Genomic DNA, 20,131 nt, shown 5'->3' with positions numbered 1-20,131 from the left:
TATTTTTCCTACTGTTTCATTTATAAAAATGCCATCTAGCCCTATACTTCTCTAATTTGCAACAATATTTTTGCCTCTTCCTCTAAATATATTTCACTTTAACTATTTTCCTAAATTCTTTTTTCTAATCCCCCATTCTACTATATCTCTCCCTGATCACGATTACTTATCGATATCAAAAAAATAGCAGTACATCAACCCATTGAATTGACGACATTAAGTCTTCTTCAAACGTTGATATACCGCTATTTACGGAGTATTAGCGCGCTCGACAGGATTCGAACCTGCGACACACGGTACCGGAAACCGATGCTCTATCCACTGAGCTACGAACGCATAATTATAAAATTTTAAAATAAGTATAGTGTAATAGTCGCCCCAATCTCAGTAGGTTTATGCAAAGAGTGGCTCGATTGGTGCGCTGATGTTTCGCTATGTAGCTTATTAGTAAGTTTATAAGAAAATCTTATATTTTATTATATCGTTAGAATGTTCTGACCGCAATGATTTAGGTTTCTTTTTGAGTGCTAAAAAGAAGAAGATGCACTTGGAATGGTGTGTGTGCATTTTCTTCTATAAATTTTATTTTATAGATTTTTTCATTCTCTATAGATGACTTGTAAATGTGTTTAAACTCATCGTCTTCTATATAAAGAGGACCGATGAATTTATATCTAATTCTAATATATCAATAAAACTATAGTAATTGTTTTTTCAGAAGTTAAAAATATCTAGAGCGAATTTTTTGGTAAATAATTTTAAATGATTAATTTATAAGTTCATGTTCGATCTTAATTGAAATACAAACTGAGTAATATACTATTATTTTACGCTAAGTAAAGGATATTAAAGTAGCTTTTTATCGTAAACTTTTTTCGTTGGAAATCAACATCACTCTACTCCTTTTACGAAAATTTAGTAATTTAACATGGCCCTGTTTTCAAACAAGAATATACTCGAATCATTAAGTTATTAGTTTTTTAACTAATCAAAAGAAAAACTACATAAAGTTACGTTTAATAATAGGAAAAGTCGTTAATGATGTTGAAGTATTAGATAAATAGATATGTTATAAAAGGTCAATATTTTTTAGTTAAAATAATACATTAAATATAGCATCTCTTTTATTTGACCTTTTCTGACCTTAAAGGTATTATTGTATTAATCATTCATTTGTTTTAAACAAGGAGGAGAAAAAATGAATTTAATTCCTACAGTTATTGAACAAACAAGTCGTGGTGAGCGTGCGTATGATATATACTCTCGTCTATTAAAAGACCGCATCATCATGTTAGGTAGCGCAATCGATGATAACGTAGCTAACTCAATCGTTTCACAACTTTTATTTTTAGCAGCAGAAGATCCAGATAAGGATATTTCATTATACATAAATAGTCCAGGAGGAAGTATTACTGCTGGTATGGCTATTTATGATACGATGAACTTCATTAAGCCTCAAGTATCTACAATTTGTATTGGTATGGCGGCTTCAATGGGTGCTTTCTTATTATCTGCTGGGGAAAAAGGTAAGAGATATGCTCTTCCAAATGCAGAAGTTATGATTCACCAACCATTAGGTGGTGCTCAAGGTCAAGCTACCGAAATCGAAATTGCAGCTAAGCGAATCTTGTTCTTACGTGATAAATTAAACAAAATTCTTGCAGATCGTACTGGTCAACCATTAGATACGATCGAGCGTGATACAGAGCGTGATAACTTTATGACTGCAGACCGTGCATTAGAATACGGATTAATTGATAAAGTAATTTCTAATACTGCAGCTATTAAATAATAATAAAAAACTAGCCGTAATTTTTCGGCTAGTTTTTTTATTAGAAAAAAAAGTTGGACATCCAACTTGTGAATGTCCAATTACATTAAATTTCTTCCCCAATAAAGTCCATTACTGCTTCCATCGCTTCAACTTCATCATCGCCAGAAATAGTAATTACTATTTCTTCTCCATGAGGTACAGCTAGACTCATAACACCCATAATACTCTTAACGTTTACTTGTTTACCTTTGTAAGCTAATAATACTTCTGAACGAAATCTCGTAGCAACTTGAACAAATTGCGCTGCTGGACGAGCCTGTATTCCTGTTTCTAATAGTACTCTCCCTTTTTTCTCAATCATTTTTTCTTCCCTCTTAACTTTTATTTTATTTTTATTGATTCTCCCGCTCTTAATTTATCAGCTATTTCATCAATTTTACGTAGTCGATGATTGATTCCTGATTTACTAATTGCACCGCTAGATACCATTTCACCTAACTCTTTTAATGTTACATCCTCATACGCTACTCGAAGTTCTGCAATTTCACGTAGCTTTGGTGGTAATATATCTAAACCAACAGAGTTTTGGATATAACGTATATTTTCAATTTGCCTGAAGGCTGCACTGATCGTTTTATTTAAGTTCGCAGTTTCACAATTCACTAGACGATTAACACTGTTTCTCATATCTCTTACAATGCGGATATCTTCAAACCTTAATAAAGCTGAATGAGCACCAACAACGTTTAAAAACTCAGTAATTTTTTCTGCTTCCTTTAAGTACGTAATATAACCTTTACGTCTCTCCAGTGTTTTAGCATTTAATCCGAATTCATTCATTAGACGACAAATTTCTTCCGTATGCTCTTTATATAGTGAAAAAATTTCTAAATGATATGAAGATGTCTCTGGATTATTTACCGAACCACCAGCTAGAAAAGCACCTCTTAAATAGGAGCGTTTACAACATTTCTTCGCAATTAGCTCTTTCGCTATTTCATTTGTAAAGGTAAATCCTTCACCAGTTATATAAAGATCATTTAAAATATGTTTCGCTTCTTCTTTTATTCGAACAATATATACATTGTTCTTTTTAAGACGCATTTTTTTACGAACGAGCAATTCAACGTCCACATCATAAACACGTTTAATTAATACATATATTCTTCTAGCAATTGCTGCATTTTCAGTAACTACATCTACAATAAATTGGCGATTCGCAATTGATAATGAACCATTCATTCGAATTAAAGAGGATAGCTCAGATTTTGAACAACAATCTTTGATCTCAATCGTTGTTAATTCTTTTTTCGTTTCTGATGCAAAGGACATTTGAATCACCCCCTCCTTCTAGCTCTAAATATTTTTTCATTATTCTTTTATTTTTGTCGGGATTAGGTCACATAAGATTTCAGCTAATTTTACAGTATCATGCCTAATCACATTATCATCATATTTAACGATCGACTTATGAACTATTTCTAGATTTAAAGATTTTAGCTCATTTATATCTAGTTTTACTTGTTGAGCATGTTCTTCTTTATAAAGTTCTAAAATATTTTTTGGCATCATGCCTTCATTTACAATAATTGTATCGATAAAACTTGAGTCTAAATGTTCGTATAGAGCCTTTACATGGTCACTAGCTGTATAATGCAAAGTTTCACCCGCTTGAGTCATCACATTACATACATATACTTTTTTAGCTTTTGAATTTATAACAGCCTTCCCAATTTTAGTAACTAATAGATTAGGAAGGATACTCGTATATAAACTACCCGGTCCAATTACAATTAAGTCAGCACGACTAATTTCATCAAGTGCCTCTTTTAAAGGTTCAACATTTCCTGGTGCTAAAAATACTCTTTTAATCTTCTTACCAGAATAAGGAATTTTTGATTCACCTGAAACAATTGTACCGTCTTCTAATTCAGCTTTTAATACGACACTTTGATTAGCTGCTGGTATAACTTTACCTCTAACATTTAATACCCTTCTCATTTCAATGATTGCACGATAAAAATCACCTGTAATTGCAGTCATTGCACTTAGCATTAAATTACCAAGAGAATGTCCAGAAAGGTCTCCAGATGTAGCAAAGCGATGTTGGAATAATTCTTCCAACATCGGTTCCACATCTGATAACGCGGCAAGTACATTTCGTACATCACCAGGCGGTGGAATTTTTAACTCGTCACGTAATCGTCCAGAGCTACCACCATCATCTGCGACTGTAACGATAGCGGTAATATCAACGGGATGTTTTTTTAACCCGCGAACTAAAACAGATAGTCCAGTTCCGCCTCCAATTATTACTATTTTCGAACGTTGACTAATCATTACTTATGACTCCTTTTTTCAACGTCCCGATGGCTAATATTCGTATCATATTGATCTTTAAAGTAGTTAGCTAAATACTCTGCTAAAGTAACAGAGCGATGCTGTCCACCCGTACATCCGATCGCAATGATTAATTGTCGTTTACCTTCTCTTTTATATTGAGGTAACATAAAACTAATTAAATCAATTAATTTCAGCATAAATTCGGTTGTCTCATTAAATTTAAGAACATAAGAGGATACTTCTTGATCTAAGCCAGTTAAAGGACGCATTGATTCAATGTAAAATGGGTTTGGTAAAAATCGTACGTCAAATACTAAATCCGCATCAATCGGTATTCCGTACTTAAAACCGAATGACTGAATATTTACAGAGAAACCTTCTTGTTCATTTTCTCTAAATTGTTCAATTATTTTTTCTCGTAATATTTTAGGTTTTAAATCTGATGTATCATAAATTAATTGTGCACGCCCTTTTACCTCAGCTAAAAGAGTACGCTCCAACTCAATTCCTTTTAATGGAGATCCCGTTGGAGAAAGGGGATGTGAACGACGAGTTTCTTTGTAGCGAGTAACAAGTGCAGCGTTCGTTGCATCTAAAAATAAAATTTGAGGGATGATTGATGGAGTAGACATTAATTGATCTAATGAATTCCCTAACTGATCAAAAAATTCTCTTCCTCGTAAATCCATAACAAGAGCAACTTTATCTGTTGTATTGTGATCCGGGTCCTTTAATAGCTCTACAAATTTTGGAAGTAGAGCAGGAGGAAGATTATCAACACAGAAATAACCGATATCTTCTAACGCTTGAACAACGACAGTCTTTCCAGCCCCTGACATTCCAGTTATAATAACCATTTTTACATGTGATCTTGTAGGCATTTAACTCAACCCTTTCTATAATTTCGGTTAACTAGGATTTAAACGATATCTTAATAATTCAAAATCCGGTGTATATACAAAGGTACCATGTAAAATTTCTTTACCCTTTAGTAAATAATCAATTATGTGATAGTCTCCTGCTGCCATAGGAAGATTTTTCACTTCATCTATTGCATGCCAGCGAAGAATTCCTTCTTCACACTCATCTTGATTTTCACCGTCAAACTCGGTAGCCAAAAATGAAAACATCATCCATTCATTCACTACCTTAGCATCTTCTTCTATAATAATTGTAAAAACACCTTTTAATTTTGGGTTTTTTAAGTAAACACCTGTTTCTTCACGATATTCACGAACAACTGCTTCTCTAATGTTTTCACCTGGCTCCATCTTACCGCCGGGTGCAACCCACCAGTTTCTTCTAGGTTTTTGTAGCAAGAGGATATTATTTTCATTTACCAAAACACAATGTGTAACTCTTTGCATTTCTTATACCTCACTTACAATTTGGACTTGCAGTTGGTTGAAACTGCCCAATCTATATTATACCGTTAAACTAGTCAGACAACAACTTGTTAAGAATAGGAATTAGGGTAGAAAGGTCCTGACTAAAGGAAAAGATTTTGTAGGTTAAAACTAGGGTTGAGGAACAAAGTCGATCACTTTCGGAGACAAAAAAAGGGAACATGGACAAGCGCATATCCATGTTCCTATATATATTAGGGGGCTCTCTGGTTATTGTCTATATTACAGGAACTATATTTCAAGAGAGTTACACCCTAATTACATATAAGTTTCAGAATATTACAATTTCGTTCACAATTCTAAAACTTAATTTTATAAATCACTTTATCGTTTTTAATTAAGATCAGTTAGTTTTAGATAATTCTTCTTTTAGTTCTTCGATATAATGTTGTACTGCTTGAGCAGCAATACTTCCGTCTCCAGTAGCTGTTACAACTTGACGTAAAGTTTTTTCACGAACATCACCAGCAGCAAAAATACCTGGTACTCTTGTTTCCATTACATCATTTGTTTCGATATATCCATTTTCATTTGTAATGCCTAAATTTAAGAATGGTTTTGTTAATGGAAGCATTCCAATATAGATAAATACTCCATCTGTTTTAAATTCAGATTCTTCACCATTTTTAGTATCTACAAGCGTTACGCTACTTACTTTACCATCAGTTCCGTTAACTTCTTTAATTGTTGAATTCCAAATAAATGAAATCTTTTCATTTGCAAATGCACGGTCTTGAAGGATTTTTTGAGCTCGTAATTGATCTCTACGGTGAACGATTGTAACTTTAGAAGCATATCGAGTTAAATATACGCCTTCTTCTACTGCTGAATCTCCGCCACCTATTACAACTAATTCTTTATCTTTAAAGAATGCCCCATCACAAACAGCACAGTATGATACACCACGTCCTCCAAGCTCTTGCTCACCTGGAACACCAATTTTTTTGTATTCTGCACCAGTTGAAATAATAATTGCGCGTGTTTTGTACTCTTTTTTACCAGCAACTATTGTTTTATATTCTTTACCGTCGATAATTTCTTTAATGTCCCCATAAGCATATTCAGCACCAAATTTTTTCGCATGATCAAACATTTTATTTGATAAATCTGGACCTAAAATACTATCAAAACCTGGGTAGTTTTCAATTTCTTCAGTATTTGCCATCTGTCCACCTGGAATACCACGTTCCATCATTAATGTAGAAAGATTTGCACGAGATGTATATACAGCTGCAGTCATCCCTGCAGGACCAGCTCCAATGATAATAACATCATAAATTTTTTCTTCCATTACTTAATCACTCCTTGTACTTAAATGGCTAATTGCCCTACTTCATTAACTATCACTATCCTAATACGCGAAGACATAAAACAACAAATCATATGCTCATGATAAAGAAAACTCGTCGACTTCCGAGCCTTTTAGGCGAAGATACTACGTAGTGTATGATTTCTTGCTACCAACTTAAACTCACCTTAATGTGAAATAAAGAAAGCTTGCATTAACACCATCTGGTATTAAAACAAGCTTCGAATGGCGCTAATGCCTTTATTTAATAAATAGGTAGAGATATTATAGTTTGCTGCAATTTTCTTTTGTGATACACGTTTCACTTCATTTTCAACAAGATAATGTGTTGCAGCTAATAAAACTTCTTCATTTACAGGTAATTCTTTATATTTTAATGTAAGTTCACAAATAGCGAAAAACCACAATTGAAGATGATTACGTAGTATTATATAATCTTCTTCCCAAGTTGTTTGGACTTTCTTTGCTCCGTTAATCGCAATATTCAATGATGGATGTGGCTCTAAATAACACATATTATTTAGAAGAACTTGTTCTAATTGTTCATCGAGACCAATATTTTCTAATGGATTTAAATCTTGAAGGATCGAACTAAATTTTTGTTCATAATAATATTCCTTCATAAAATAGATTAATCCCCATCTCTCACTATTCGAATTGGAGTATTTTGCTTGGTACTCTGTTTCTGCCATCAATTGTTCGATTTCATTCGATGAATGTTTTTTTTCAGCCCAAGGAGCCAATTCCTCATGATCATCAAATTCACTCGTCATCTCAAAATTCCATATACGCTCCGCTGTTTCAGTTCTTCCAGATTGATAGGCTGCATCACAGAACATATAATAAAACTGTATTTCACGATCTGGTCGTTCCATATAAAGTAAATTAAATAACTTATATGCTTCTTCATACTTCTTGAATTGATAGAAAAGTACACCAAGCTTGTGGCGGTGCTCTTCAGAAATTGGAACAATATTTGATAAGCTTTCCAGATATTGTAGAGCAATTTCTTGTTCATTTAATATTCTTTTTAGCATTGTTAAATGAATTAAAGCTGATAAATTACCTGGATTTTCCTCTAAAACATATTGTAATACTCTTTCAGCTTCCTCAGGATTCCCTAAATGAAGCTCTACTAAAGCTAAATTATTATAAGCTGGCCAAAATTCTTGATACTTATCAACAATACTAAGTAAAGTTGTTTTAGCTGATTTCCAATCATGATTTGCCAAATAGCTTGTAACTCGCTCTTGAAGCACTAATAAATCATCATTAATACTTAAATCATCATCTTCTTCACTATGAATAATATCTAAATAGTCTTCTAGTTCTTCTAATTGCTCTTCATCCGTACCAATTTCTAAATACTTTTGAGCGTACAAATTAGCTTTTTGGAACAATCCTAATTCAAAAAATGCAAATGCTAATAAATAATATACATCCTCATTTGTTGGATATTTATCTAAAATATATTCTAAAATTGTAATCGTAGTTTGATATTGATGTAATGATAAAAGCTTTCTAGAAATATCTATAAGAACTGTTTGATTTTCTTCATTTTCAGCAGCTTTTTTTAAATAATAAATCGCTTGCTCGGAATCGTTACTATTATAAGCTTTCATCCCTTTTTCGTAGAAATAATCTTTCGGTAACGAGAACGAAACGACATTATGAAATTGATTTGTTTGATTCCCCAAATTTTCAGACATTCGATCCTCCAGTTTTTCAAGCTTATCACAGTATATCACATAAAAAGAGGAAATAGTCGCCGTCCAAATTATAAGAATTTTAAACGAACGTACAATTTCCACATTATCTAAATAAGTTGTCAAAGTATTATTTTAACCGAAACAAAAAATATTGAAAACCACTTTTTTAAGAGGTTAAATAGTAGTTTCAGATTGAGGTAATGAAATAATAACCATGGGATTACCTCCTACGAACGCACCTGCTGGAACATCCTTGTTGACAAGTGTTGCAGCTGAAACTTTCGCACCATCACCGATTGTGACACCCGGCAAGATTGTCGTATTTGCACCAATTAACACATTATTACCAATAATGACTTCTCCTAATCGATATTCATTAATTAAATATTCATGCGCCAAGATTGTTGTATTATAGCCGATAATCGAATTCTTACCAATTGAAATTAATTCTGGAAACATTAAATCAGGCGTTACTTTAAACGCAAAGGATGTATACTCTCCTACTTTCATTCCAATAAGATTCCTATACATCCAGTTTTTCAGTCTAAAGAATGGGACATAACGAGCTATTTCAATAACAATGACATTTCGAAATGTTTTCCAAAATGAAACAGTCTTGTACACTTGCCAAAGTGAATTCTCACCTTCAATTAGGTAGCGTTTCGTTTTCCTCAATTCTCATCAATTCCTAGAATTGGTAAGATATCACTCATCTTTTCAAGCATAAAATCAGGTTTAAAAGTAGCTAAAAAATCTTTTCCCTTTAGTGACCAAGCAACACCTGCTGTTTTCGTTCCAGCATTTTGACCACCTTCAATATCATGGTAATTATCGCCCACCATTATACTCTCTTCGGGAATAGAATTTAATTTTTTTAAAGCTAATTGAATTGGTTCTGGATGTGGCTTTGCATTTTGCACATCATCAATTGTGATAACAGTATCAAAGAATTGCTTTAATCGACCAAAACTTAAGCCCATCTCAACAACATTTCGTGCCTTTGTTGTTACAATTCCAATTTTATAGCCTAATTTGTGTAAAGTTTCAATCGTCTCATAAACCGTTTCATACTCCTCAACAAACTCATCATGCATCTCCATATTAAAACGGCGATATTCCGAGATCAACTCTTCAACTCTTTCTTCATCTACCGTAGAGAAAGATTCAGTTAAAGTTGGACCCATAAAAGGTATAACATGTTCACGTTTATATTGTTCAGGATAATATTTATTCAAAGTATGCAAAAAAGAAGCAATAATTAATTCATTTGTATTGATTAAAGTACCATCTAAATCAAATAGGATCGTATTTATTTTCATAAGAATTTCCTTTCTATTTCACTTCAGTTTTTAAACTTGATTCAGTTTTCCTACCTACTCTTCCTACGATTCTCGCAACTATACAAGTAACAATTAACGCGACAAAGAATCGAATTAAAAATAAGTATAAGACTGGAATCCCTAAAGGAATAAAGAGAAGTGTATCTTCTACTACAGCATGACAAGCTACTAAAAATAAGAAAACGAGGTATAAATCACGTTTCGAAACACCATCTTCTTTAACGGCTTGAATCATAACGCCTGCTCCAAAAGCTAATCCAAAAAACAATCCCGCAGCTAATGTAACTCCAGCTTTTGCTTCAACTCCAATTAATTTAGTAAATGGAGATAATAATTTTGTTATATAATTCATCCACCCAAAATCTTTTGCAATTTGAATAACTAGCATTAATGGAAAAACAATTTTAATAAGGTTTAAAATCCCCATTAATGACGAAATGATGGCAGTATAAACGATATCCCATCCTGTCTGGTTAGCGCTTTCTGCAACTGCAATGCCTTTATGAACAATTTCTGTTCCACCAGACCAAAAGAAATGGATACAAATAGCTGATAAAATTGCAAAACCTATCCTTACTAAAACAACAAAAGATGCTCGAACCCCTACAGCAGTAGCTACTGTCGTTTCAACAAATAGATTATGAGAAAAACTTAACATAACTGCAAGGATCAATGCCTCCTTAACAGTTAAATCCATCGGTAACATTGCTCCAAGAGCTGCATATAGATTTAAAACATTTCCTAAAACTAATACTAATGCCGCATCTCCCTTTAAACCAATAAAACTCATTAATGGTTCAAGAATATGAACAAACCAGTCCATTAGAGCAGTTTCTTTAATAATCGTTAAAATGAAAGAAATAGGGAAAATTATTTTCCCTATTTTCCAAGAAGTTTGTAAACCAACTAGTAACCCTCTCTTTAAAGTTTCCAACGTGCTCCCCACTCCTGTTTTACAAACTTATGCGTCTAAATAACGCTCATTCGATAACCCCTTAACTCTACGATAAACAAGAATGATAATAGATAGTACGATAATCACGACTGAAATAAATTGAGCCATTCTAATAGTACTTGTTAACATTAAACTATCTGTTCTTAATCCTTCAATAAAGTAACGACCAATTGAATACCAAATTAAATATGTTAAAAACATTTCACCACGTCTAAGATTCACTTTTCTCAAAATTAGTAAGAAAATAATCCCTAATAAACTCCATAGAGATTCATATAAAAACGTTGGATGATAATACGTTCCATCAATATACATTTGATTAATAATCCAAGTAGGTAAATGAAGACTTTCTAAAAATGCTCTAGTTACTGGTCCACCATGAGCCTCTTGGTTCATGAAGTTCCCCCAACGTCCAAGCATTTGGCCTACTAAAATACTTGGTGCTGCTATATCTGCAAGCTTCCAAAATGAAATGCCTCTTTTCTTTGCAAAGAAATAACTAGCAATAAATGCTCCAATTAAACCACCGTGAATAGCTAAACCACCATGCCAAATTGCCGGTATTTCACTAACATGCTTAGAATAGTAGTTCCACTCAAAGAGCACATAATAAATTCTAGCCCCTATAATTGCTGAAGGTAGAGCTACTAAAATTAAATCTAAAAATGTATCATCAGGTATTCCACGTCGTTTACTTTCACGAATTGCCAACCATAAACCTAAAACAACTCCTAATCCAATCAATACCCCATACCACTTTATTGAAAGAGGACCTAAGTGTAAAAATACTTTATCTAATGGCTGAATATTTGACTCCATTTCATTTTCCCCACTTTTTCATTAAATTAAATCACTAACATTATTACCGCCTTGAATTACCTTCTCTAAACGATCTGCAAATTGCTGCGCTGCGTTTACACCCATATTTTTCAAACGGAAATTCATCGCTGCTACTTCAATAATAACAGCTAAATTTCGCCCTGGTCGAACAGGTAATGTAATTTTCGAAATATCCGTATCTAATATTCTGAGTTTTTCATCGTCTAAACCAACTCGATCGTAAACCTTTTGAGAGTCCCAAGTCTCTAAATCAATGTTCAACGTAATACGCTTGTAATTTCGTACAGACCCTGCTCCGAAAAGAGTCATTACATTAATAATTCCTAATCCACGAATTTCCAATAAATGTTCAATTAATTCTGGCGATGAACCAATCAGCGTATCCTCATCAGTTTGACGAATCTCTACTGAATCATCTGCTACTAATCGATGACCACGTTTTACTAACTCTAGGGCTGTTTCACTTTTACCTACTCCACTTTTTCCAGTAATTAATACACCGACACCGTAAATATCAACTAGTACACCGTGTAACGCTGTAGTTGGGGCAAGTTTAGCCTCTAAATAACTCGTAAGTCTACTGTACGCTGTAGTTGTCTTACTGTTTGATAGTAAAATAGGTACGCCAGTTTCTTCACCCGCTTCGATTAATTCGGATGGAATTTCTAAACCTCGTGTCACAATGATACAAGGCGTATCATCTGCACAAAGCTTTCTTAATCGACCCTGTTTTTCTTCGTCAGTTAAGCTATGATAAAAAGTTAATTCTGTTTTCCCTAATATTTGTACTCGATCAGATGGATAGTATGTAAAAAAACCTGCAACCTCTATACCTGGGCGAGATAAGTCAGTCGTGTTAATCGAACGATTCAAACCCGCACTTCCACTAATGACCTCTAATTTAAAATACTCAACTAAATTCTTTGTACGTAATTTAGCCATACAAGCCTCCTAAGGATTAATAATTATGTATTATCTCTCATATTGTACCATTTTTAAACTTTGTGGGAAAATGTCGACAAGTCACTATCTGCGCTAAAACGATTAAAAATCATTAATGTAAAAGTGAATTTATCAACTGAATTTTATAACTAAACAATCAGTTTTAGCATTATAACACCCCTCATCAGTCATATATCAATGGAGTTCACATATAATTCGATTTCCCCACTAATTTAAAAAACAAAAAAAAGAGACTCTCAAAAGTACTTTAACTTAAGAGACTCCTCTTTTTTACCGATGACTATGCTTTTTTTTGTCCTTTGAACCAAACACAAAATATTGAATTAACATACTGAATGTACTAATTAGAATCGATGCAATAATAGCAGTTCCAAAACCATTTACTCGTAGGGCATCCCCTAATAAATAATCAGTAATTTCTAACGTAAATGCATTAATAATAAACAGGAATAATCCCATCGTAAAAATGGTTACAGGTAAAGTTATTAATATTAAGATTGGACGAATAATTGTATTTAAGATCGATAACACCAACGCAGCTATTATAGCTGTTGGAACATTTTTTACATAAAAATCTGGTTGCAGAAATCCTGCTACTACAATAAAAACTAAGCTATTAATAGCTAATGAAAAAAACCATCTCATTTATTTCACGTCACCTTCTTCTGGAACAACAAATATCCAAATTAAATACACAAATAGAAGTGCTCCAAATCCTACGAAGAATAAAATAACAAACAGTAAACGGATTAATGTACTGTCCAAATTAAAATACTTACCTAATCCACCACATACACCCGCAAGCATGGAATCTTTAGAAGATCGATATAGTTTTTTCAAAAAAAATCTCCTCTCTATCGATACGTCCTCATTTTTTTATCATTACTAATTTTTCTATTTCATTATTTATTCTATGTTAAAACATTAAAGAAATGTGGACTACTTTTCAAGTAAAAGGAACTGTGAATAACATTAAAATGCCTATATAAAAACAAATACAAAGAAAAGGAGTTTAAGTCCTATTCTTTGTATCTCTTTTTCAATTTATTTTGAGACTATCTTTTTAAGATTAAGACTCCATCAATGCCATTCTTTTTTCCATTCTAGCTTTGTCACGTTCTAATACCACTTTTAAATACTTACCTGTATGAGACGCTTCGACTTTACATAGTTTCTCTGGTGTACCGGTTGCTACGATAGTCCCACCTTTGTCTCCACCTTCTGGTCCTAGATCGATTAGATAGTCGGCTGCTTTAATCACATCTAAGTTATGTTCAATTACAAGTACAGTATCGCCATTATCTACTAGTCTTTGTAAAACAACTAATAATCGAGCAATATCATCAACATGAAGCCCTGTAGTAGGTTCATCTAATATATATAAAGTTCTTCCATTCGTACGTTTATGAAGCTCGGAGGCTAGTTTTACACGCTGTGCTTCTCCGCCAGATAAAGTCGTAGCAGGTTGACCTAATGTAATATAACCTAAACCTACATCGTATAACGTTTGAAGTTTGCGTTTAATCTTAGGAATATTTTCAAAGAAGGAAACTGCATCCTCAACCGTCATATTTAAAACTTCAGATATCGATTTATCTTTATATTTTACTTCTAACGTTTCTCGATTATATCGTTTACCATGACAAATCTCGCATGGTACGTAAACATCAGGTAAGAAATGCATTTCTATTTTAATAATTCCATCGCCTCGACATGCTTCACATCTTCCACCTTTAACGTTGAAGCTAAACCGACCTTTCTTATAACCACGAACTTTTGACTCATTCGTAGCAGCATATACATCTCGAATATCATCAAATACACCAGTATAAGTAGCCGGATTAGAACGAGGAGTACGACCAATTGGTGATTGATCAATATCAATAACCTTCTCCAATTGTTCAATGCCTTTAATTTCTTTATGCTCCCCTGGACGTACTTTCGAACCATTTAATTTTTGAGCTAATGATTTATATAAAATCTCATTAATTAATGTACTTTTCCCTGATCCTGATACACCCGTTACCGCAACGAACGTACCTAATGGGAATGAAGTTGATACATTTTTTAAATTATTTTCCTTTGCTCCAACAATTTTAATTTCACGTCCATCGCCTTTTCTACGCTCAAGTGGTACAGGAATAAACTTTTCACCTGATAAGTACTTCCCTGTTAATGAATTTTGATCATTCATTACTTCATTTGGAGTTCCTTGTGAAATGACCTGGCCACCGTGAATACCGGCTCCCGGTCCGATATCAATTAAATAATCTGCTGCAAGCATCGTATCTTCATCATGCTCTACAACAATTAAAGTATTTCCGATGTCTCTCATATTTAACAATGTTGAGATTAAACGATCATTATCACGTTGGTGTAATCCAATTGATGGCTCATCTAAAATATATAATACACCAGTTAATCTCGAACCAATTTGAGTCGCCAAACGAATTCGTTGAGCTTCTCCACCAGATAATGTACCTGCAGCTCGGTTCAATGTTAAATAATCTAAACCTACATTTACTAAAAAGCCTAAACGCTCTCTAATTTCTCGAAGGATTAGATTTGCAATTTTTTCTTGTTTTGGCGTTAAATCAAGCGATCCAAAGAAATCAAACGCTTCTTTAACTGACATTTTTGTTACTTCACCAACATGTAAACCACCAATAAATACTGCAAGAGCCTCTTTTCTTAGACGATGCCCTTTACAAGTTGGACAATGTTGTTGCGCCATGTACTTTTCCATTTGCTCACGAATAAAATCTGAAGATGTTTCTTTAAAACGTCTCTCTACGTTCGAAATAACACCTTCAAATTCAATCATCGCTTCACGTACATGACCTTGCTCGTTATCGTATTTAAAATAGATTTGTTCGCCATTACTACCATAAAGAATTTTATCTTGTAGTTCTTTTGGTATGTCTTTAAATGGAATATTCATATCAATGCCGTAATGATTACAAACACTCTCTAGTAATTGAGGATAATACATTGAGCTAATTGATTCCCATGGTGCTATAGCATTTTCTTTAAGTGTTAATTCATCATTTGGGATAACTAAGTTTATATCCACTTCTAATTTTGTTCCTAATCCATCACATGAATGACAAGCTCCAAACGGGCTGTTAAACGAAAACATACGCGGCTCTAATTCCCCAATTGAGAAACCACATAAAGGACATGCATGATGTTCACTAAAAAGTAATTCTTCTTCACCTATTACATCAATAATTACTCGACCTTCTCCTAGTTTTAAAGCTGTTTCAAGAGAATCAGCTAATCGAGACGCTACACCATCTTTTACGACAATACGGTCAATTACAACTTCGATTGAATGCTTCTTATTTTTCTCTAATTCTATTTCATCAGATACATCAAATAGCTCACCATCAACACGAACACGAACGAACCCTTGTTTTTTTATTTCTTCAAATACTTTTACATGTGTCCCTTTACGACCAGATACCACAGGAGCAAGTACTTGAAGTTTCGTTCGTTCAGGATACTCCATTACACGATCTACCATTTGTTCGACTGTTTGAGAAGTAATTTCAATACCGTGATTTGGACAAATCGGCGTTCCAATTCGAGCATACAGAAGTCTTAAATAGTCGTAAATCTCTGTTACAGTACCAACTGTCGAACGAGGATTTCGGCTAGTCGTTTTTTGATCAATTGAAATCGCAGGTGAAAGTCCTTCAATTGAATCAACATCAGGTTTATCCATTTGACCTAAAAATTGACGAGCATAAGCAGATAAAGATTCTACATATCTGCGTTGACCTTCTGCATAAATCGTATCGAATGCTAGAGATGACTTACCTGATCCCGATAAACCAGTCACAACTACTAATTGATTGCGAGGGATCGTTACATCGATATTTTTTAAGTTATGCGCTCTGGCCCCTTTAATAATTATTTCATTCATACTTTTCAAGTTCTTCACCTCTCAGACTTCAATTCTAATATTAAGTCACGAAGTTCTGTTGCTCGTTCAAAATCAAGCGCCTTCGCTGCGTCCTTCATTTCCATTTCAATTGATTGAATAAATAAATGACGTTCTTTTTTGTTCATCTTCTTATATTTAGCACTAATGCCGTTTTCATAAACTTCTTCTTCCTCAGCAACAGAAGTAGCTCGAATCACATCACGTACTTGCTTAATAATCGTTTTAGGAGTGATTCCATGTTTTTCGTTATATTCTTCCTGAATCTCACGACGACGTTTTGTTTCATTAATAGCAATATCCATCGAATTCGTCATTTTATCAGCATACATAATAACATGACCATTTGAATTCCTTGCAGCACGACCAATTGTTTGGATTAATGATCGTTCAGATCGTAAAAATCCTTCTTTATCTGCATCTAAAATTACGACTAATGAAACTTCAGGAATATCTATACCTTCACGTAAAAGGTTAATACCAATCAATACATCATATTTACCTAAACGAAGATCACGAATAATTTCAATTCGTTCAAGTGTTTTAATTTCAGAATGTAAATAGTTAACCTTAATTCCGATTTCTTTCAAATAGTCCGTTAAATCTTCAGACATTTTCTTTGTTAGAGTAGTAATAAGTACTCTCTCATTTTTAGCAATACGATTACGAACTTCATCGATCAGATCGTCAATTTGCCCTTCAATCGGACGAACATCTATTGTCGGATCTAGTAGACCTGTTGGACGAATAATTTGCTCTACTTTCTCAGGACATAGTTCTAGCTCATATGGTCCAGGTGTCGCAGTTACGTAAATAGTTTGTTGAACCTTTTCTACAAACTCTGCAAACTTTAAAGGTCGATTATCCAATGCTGAAGGCAGACGGAATCCATGATCTACTAAAACTTGCTTTCGAGCTTGGTCGCCGTTAAACATTCCTCGAATTTGCGGAACCGTAACATGTGACTCGTCAATCACCATTAAGAAATCTTCTGGAAAATAGTCTAATAATGTATAAGGTGTAGAACCAGGTGGTCTCAGCGTCAGATGACGGGAATAGTTTTCAATTCCTGAACAAAATCCCATCTCGTTCATCATTTCTAAATCATATCTAGTTCGCTGCTCGAGCCTTTGAGCTTCTAGTAACTTACCGTTATCTCTCATTTCCTTTAATCGCACTTCTAACTCAGCTTCAATATTTTTAATGGCGATTTTCATTTTTTCTTCACGAGTAACGAAGTGGGAAGCCGGGAAAATTGCAACATGTTCACGGTCACCTAAAATTTCACCAGTTAAAGCATCCACTTCTCTAATTCTCTCAATTTCATCACCAAAAAATTCCACACGAATACAGTGCTCATCACGTGATGCTGGGAATATTTCAACAACATCTCCACGAACTCGGAATGTACCACGTGAGAAGTCAATATCATTACGTGCATACTGAATATCTACTAGTTTATGCAATAGTTCATCTCTACTAATTTCCATTCCAATACGAAGAGAACAAACTAATTCACGATATTCTTCAGGAGAACCTAAACCGTAAATACAAGATACACTCGCTACAATAATGACATCCTTACGTTCAAAAAGGGAGGAAGTCGCAGAGTGACGTAATTTATCAATTTCATCATTAATACTTGAATCTTTTTCAATATAAGTATCCGTTTGAGGTACATAAGCTTCAGGCTGAAAATAATCATAGTAACTAACGAAATACTCAACTGCATTATTTGGAAAGAACTCTTTTAATTCACTATATAATTGCCCTGCTAATGTTTTATTGTGAGCAAATACTAATGTTGGTTTTCCTACTTCTTTAATTACATTTGAAATGGTAAACGTTTTTCCCGTACCTGTAGCACCTAATAAAACTTGATGCTCTTTACCATTTTTAACCCCCTCAACTAACTGCTTAATCGCATTTGGCTGGTCGCCTTGAGGTGAATAATTAGAAACTACCTCGAATTCCTGCTCCATCTTCCCCGCCTCCATTTCCAAAACATACCTATCCTTCTATTTTACCACAAAATTTCAAAAATCAATCAAAAACAGAACAAACGTACTTTAAAAAATAATCATCTTTACATATTATCGATGTTTAAGTACAAATTCAAGTAATTAAACTAGAACGTATATTCCTTAAATGAAGGATAAGATAAAGAAAAAAGAACAGGAATAAAGAAAGAAGAAGGAGTAGGAAAAGATTTTATAAGTTTTATAAAATCTTTCCCTATAACCAATCTCTTATCTTTTTCCTGCCCTACTTATTCAACCTTAAAATCATATATCTGTAATTTTTTTAATGCTTTACTAGCATTTCCTTTACTATTCTTTACTTCAATCGTACCTTCGAAAACACTTTGTCCATTTGCTAAGTCAGCAATAATGAAATCTTTATTGACCTTCCCTGGATTTTCTATATTATTCGTAATTACATATAGTTTTCCATTAATGATTTTATAATTTGAAAGGTTATTACTATTTACTTTAGAAATAAGTACTGGTTCACCTTCGACTTTTTTATTGTTAAGGTTATACTTTAATACTGAAAGATCTTTATCACCGTTCGTTATAAAATACAAGTTATCTTTATCAATGATTACATTACTCTGCTTCAATTGTTCTTTTTGTTCATTCGATAAATTTAAAGGTTCTTCTTTATCAGTTTCTAAATTAAATACCAATACTTCATTACTAATTTCTTCAGTTGTTGTTTCTCCATTCGTTTGAACCGTATCCTTTAGTTTTGCCTTTTTGTAAACACTGAATTTGGAAGGAATTGTTTGATCTGATTCTGATATCGTACTTTGTAATTCAGTATGAGTGTGTGTCTTTTGGTCATTGGATGATTTATTAATTACTTTACGCTCAACAATTTTCTTTTGGTTTACATTAATTCGATACATAACTAGTTCAGTTTGCTCGACATTTATATCTGATTTTGTATTATTATTTATCGTTTTATTTTGATAAGTAGTGACAACTAAATCTTTACCAATTAATTGTACATCCTCTACATCTATATATGAGTAGTTTTCTTCACCTGGGATATCAATTTTAAATTTATAACGGTCTTTATTTTGAAGATCAAGACCATCTATATACATTTTAAAATGATTATTTTGATGCTCATACGTACCATCAAGTTTTCCACCTTTTACCCCGGCGTGCCATGCATAATCTTTATCGATATAAAATTGAGATGAAGAATTTTTTCCGCGCATAAAGTTTCTTTCTTTCTTTTTTAAATCATTTAGTTTCTTTAAATCATAGTATTCACCATCAAGCTCACTAAGAATTGAATTAGTATCTTTATATTCACTTCCGTCAGTAGTGATACTTAAGCCTCTACCTCCATCCTGACCGTATCCACCGCTAAGAACTAAATTTTTAACGTATTTCGAATCTCCATTTTCAGTCTTTAAATAAAATTTAGGCAACTTGCTTTCTGACATAGCTACTTTCGTAAAAAACGTGCCTAAACTGATTGTCGTGACAACGGCTATTACTGCCAAATTACGATATCGCTTCATTCCAAACT

At 33.4% G+C, this 20,131-nt stretch carries 18 protein-coding genes and 1 tRNA gene; 1 reads left to right on the top strand and 18 read right to left on the bottom strand.

What is annotated here, in order from left to right; all coding sequences use genetic code 11:
- Positions 1-263 precede the first annotated feature (263 nt).
- Positions 264-336, bottom strand: a tRNA-Arg gene (locus AB1282_RS07990).
- Positions 337-1,198: 862 nt separating this feature from the next.
- On the opposite strand from AB1282_RS07990, the gene clpP reads away from it, so the two are divergent.
- The gene (clpP, locus tag AB1282_RS07985) at positions 1,199-1,792 is read left to right on the top strand and encodes an ATP-dependent Clp endopeptidase proteolytic subunit ClpP (protein ID WP_025568718.1); all 594 of its coding nucleotides are present in this window, start codon (positions 1,199-1,201) and stop codon (positions 1,790-1,792) included.
- A gap of 85 nt (positions 1,793-1,877) precedes the next feature.
- On the opposite strand, the gene AB1282_RS07980 is transcribed toward clpP, so the two are convergent.
- From AB1282_RS07980 to AB1282_RS07900, 17 genes are all read right to left on the bottom strand, one after another.
- Positions 1,878-2,135 (bottom strand): HPr family phosphocarrier protein, encoded by a 258-nt coding sequence (locus tag AB1282_RS07980; protein ID WP_056469843.1) that lies wholly within the window; start codon positions 2,133-2,135, stop codon positions 1,878-1,880.
- 20 nt (positions 2,136-2,155) lie between these two features.
- Positions 2,156-3,106: a DNA-binding protein WhiA gene (whiA, locus tag AB1282_RS07975; protein ID WP_056469831.1), complete on the bottom strand. Its 951-nt coding sequence runs from the start codon at positions 3,104-3,106 to the stop codon at positions 2,156-2,158.
- A 39-nt stretch (positions 3,107-3,145) separates the two neighbouring features.
- On the bottom strand, positions 3,146-4,114 hold the full coding sequence (locus tag AB1282_RS07970; protein ID WP_056469830.1) for a gluconeogenesis factor YvcK family protein: 969 nt from the start codon (positions 4,112-4,114) through the stop codon (positions 3,146-3,148).
- Positions 4,114-4,998 carry an RNase adapter RapZ gene (rapZ, locus tag AB1282_RS07965; RefSeq protein ID WP_056469828.1) on the bottom strand — a complete coding sequence of 295 codons (885 nt, stop codon included), beginning with the start codon at positions 4,996-4,998 and terminating at the stop codon, positions 4,114-4,116. The genes AB1282_RS07970 and rapZ overlap by 1 nt, the downstream gene beginning before the upstream one ends.
- A 27-nt stretch (positions 4,999-5,025) precedes the next feature.
- The gene (locus tag AB1282_RS07960) at positions 5,026-5,484 is read right to left on the bottom strand and encodes an NUDIX hydrolase (protein WP_056469826.1); all 459 of its coding nucleotides are present in this window, start codon (positions 5,482-5,484) and stop codon (positions 5,026-5,028) included.
- 382 nt (positions 5,485-5,866) lie between these two features.
- Positions 5,867-6,814 (bottom strand): thioredoxin-disulfide reductase, encoded by a 948-nt coding sequence (trxB, locus tag AB1282_RS07955; RefSeq protein ID WP_056469823.1) that lies wholly within the window; start codon positions 6,812-6,814, stop codon positions 5,867-5,869.
- A 227-nt stretch (positions 6,815-7,041) separates the two neighbouring features.
- Positions 7,042-8,541, bottom strand: a complete 1,500-nt coding sequence (locus tag AB1282_RS07950) for a tetratricopeptide repeat protein (protein WP_056469819.1) — start codon at positions 8,539-8,541, stop codon at positions 7,042-7,044.
- Positions 8,542-8,715: 174 nt separating this feature from the next.
- Positions 8,716-9,216 (bottom strand): acyltransferase, encoded by a 501-nt coding sequence (locus AB1282_RS07945; protein WP_056469817.1) that lies wholly within the window; start codon positions 9,214-9,216, stop codon positions 8,716-8,718.
- Positions 9,213-9,860 carry a pyrophosphatase PpaX gene (gene ppaX / locus AB1282_RS07940; RefSeq protein ID WP_056469814.1) on the bottom strand — a complete coding sequence of 216 codons (648 nt, stop codon included), beginning with the start codon at positions 9,858-9,860 and terminating at the stop codon, positions 9,213-9,215. The genes AB1282_RS07945 and ppaX overlap by 4 nt, the downstream gene beginning before the upstream one ends.
- A 13-nt stretch (positions 9,861-9,873) precedes the next feature.
- Complete coding sequence (locus tag AB1282_RS07935) at positions 9,874-10,815, bottom strand: nucleoside recognition domain-containing protein (protein ID WP_056469812.1); 942 nt, start codon at positions 10,813-10,815, stop codon at positions 9,874-9,876.
- Positions 10,816-10,842: 27 nt separating this feature from the next.
- Entirely contained in the window at positions 10,843-11,655 is an 813-nt protein-coding gene (gene lgt, locus AB1282_RS07930) for a prolipoprotein diacylglyceryl transferase (protein ID WP_056469810.1), read from the bottom strand.
- Positions 11,656-11,676: 21 nt separating this feature from the next.
- Positions 11,677-12,618, bottom strand: a complete 942-nt coding sequence (hprK, locus tag AB1282_RS07925; RefSeq protein ID WP_056469807.1) for an HPr(Ser) kinase/phosphatase — start codon at positions 12,616-12,618, stop codon at positions 11,677-11,679.
- Positions 12,619-12,909: 291 nt separating this feature from the next.
- Positions 12,910-13,284 (bottom strand): phage holin family protein, encoded by a 375-nt coding sequence (locus AB1282_RS07920; RefSeq protein ID WP_056469805.1) that lies wholly within the window; start codon positions 13,282-13,284, stop codon positions 12,910-12,912.
- Entirely contained in the window at positions 13,285-13,479 is a 195-nt protein-coding gene (locus AB1282_RS07915) for a PspC domain-containing protein (RefSeq protein ID WP_025568734.1), read from the bottom strand.
- A 229-nt stretch (positions 13,480-13,708) separates the two neighbouring features.
- On the bottom strand, positions 13,709-16,567 hold the full coding sequence (uvrA, locus tag AB1282_RS07910) for an excinuclease ABC subunit UvrA (RefSeq protein ID WP_390310373.1): 2,859 nt from the start codon (positions 16,565-16,567) through the stop codon (positions 13,709-13,711).
- Between the two features lie 14 nt (positions 16,568-16,581).
- On the bottom strand, positions 16,582-18,567 hold the full coding sequence (gene uvrB, locus AB1282_RS07905; protein ID WP_056469802.1) for an excinuclease ABC subunit UvrB: 1,986 nt from the start codon (positions 18,565-18,567) through the stop codon (positions 16,582-16,584).
- 287 nt (positions 18,568-18,854) lie between these two features.
- On the bottom strand, positions 18,855-20,123 hold the full coding sequence (locus AB1282_RS07900; RefSeq protein ID WP_429898847.1) for a hypothetical protein: 1,269 nt from the start codon (positions 20,121-20,123) through the stop codon (positions 18,855-18,857).
- Between the last annotated feature and the right edge of the window lie 8 nt (positions 20,124-20,131).

It is taken from the genome of Gottfriedia sp. S16(2024) (assembly GCF_050473765.1).
Classification (GTDB): domain Bacteria; phylum Bacillota; class Bacilli; order Bacillales; family Bacillaceae_G; genus Gottfriedia.
Note: the sequence above shows the minus strand (reverse complement) of the source record. Positions and strands in the feature narration are given on the sequence as shown.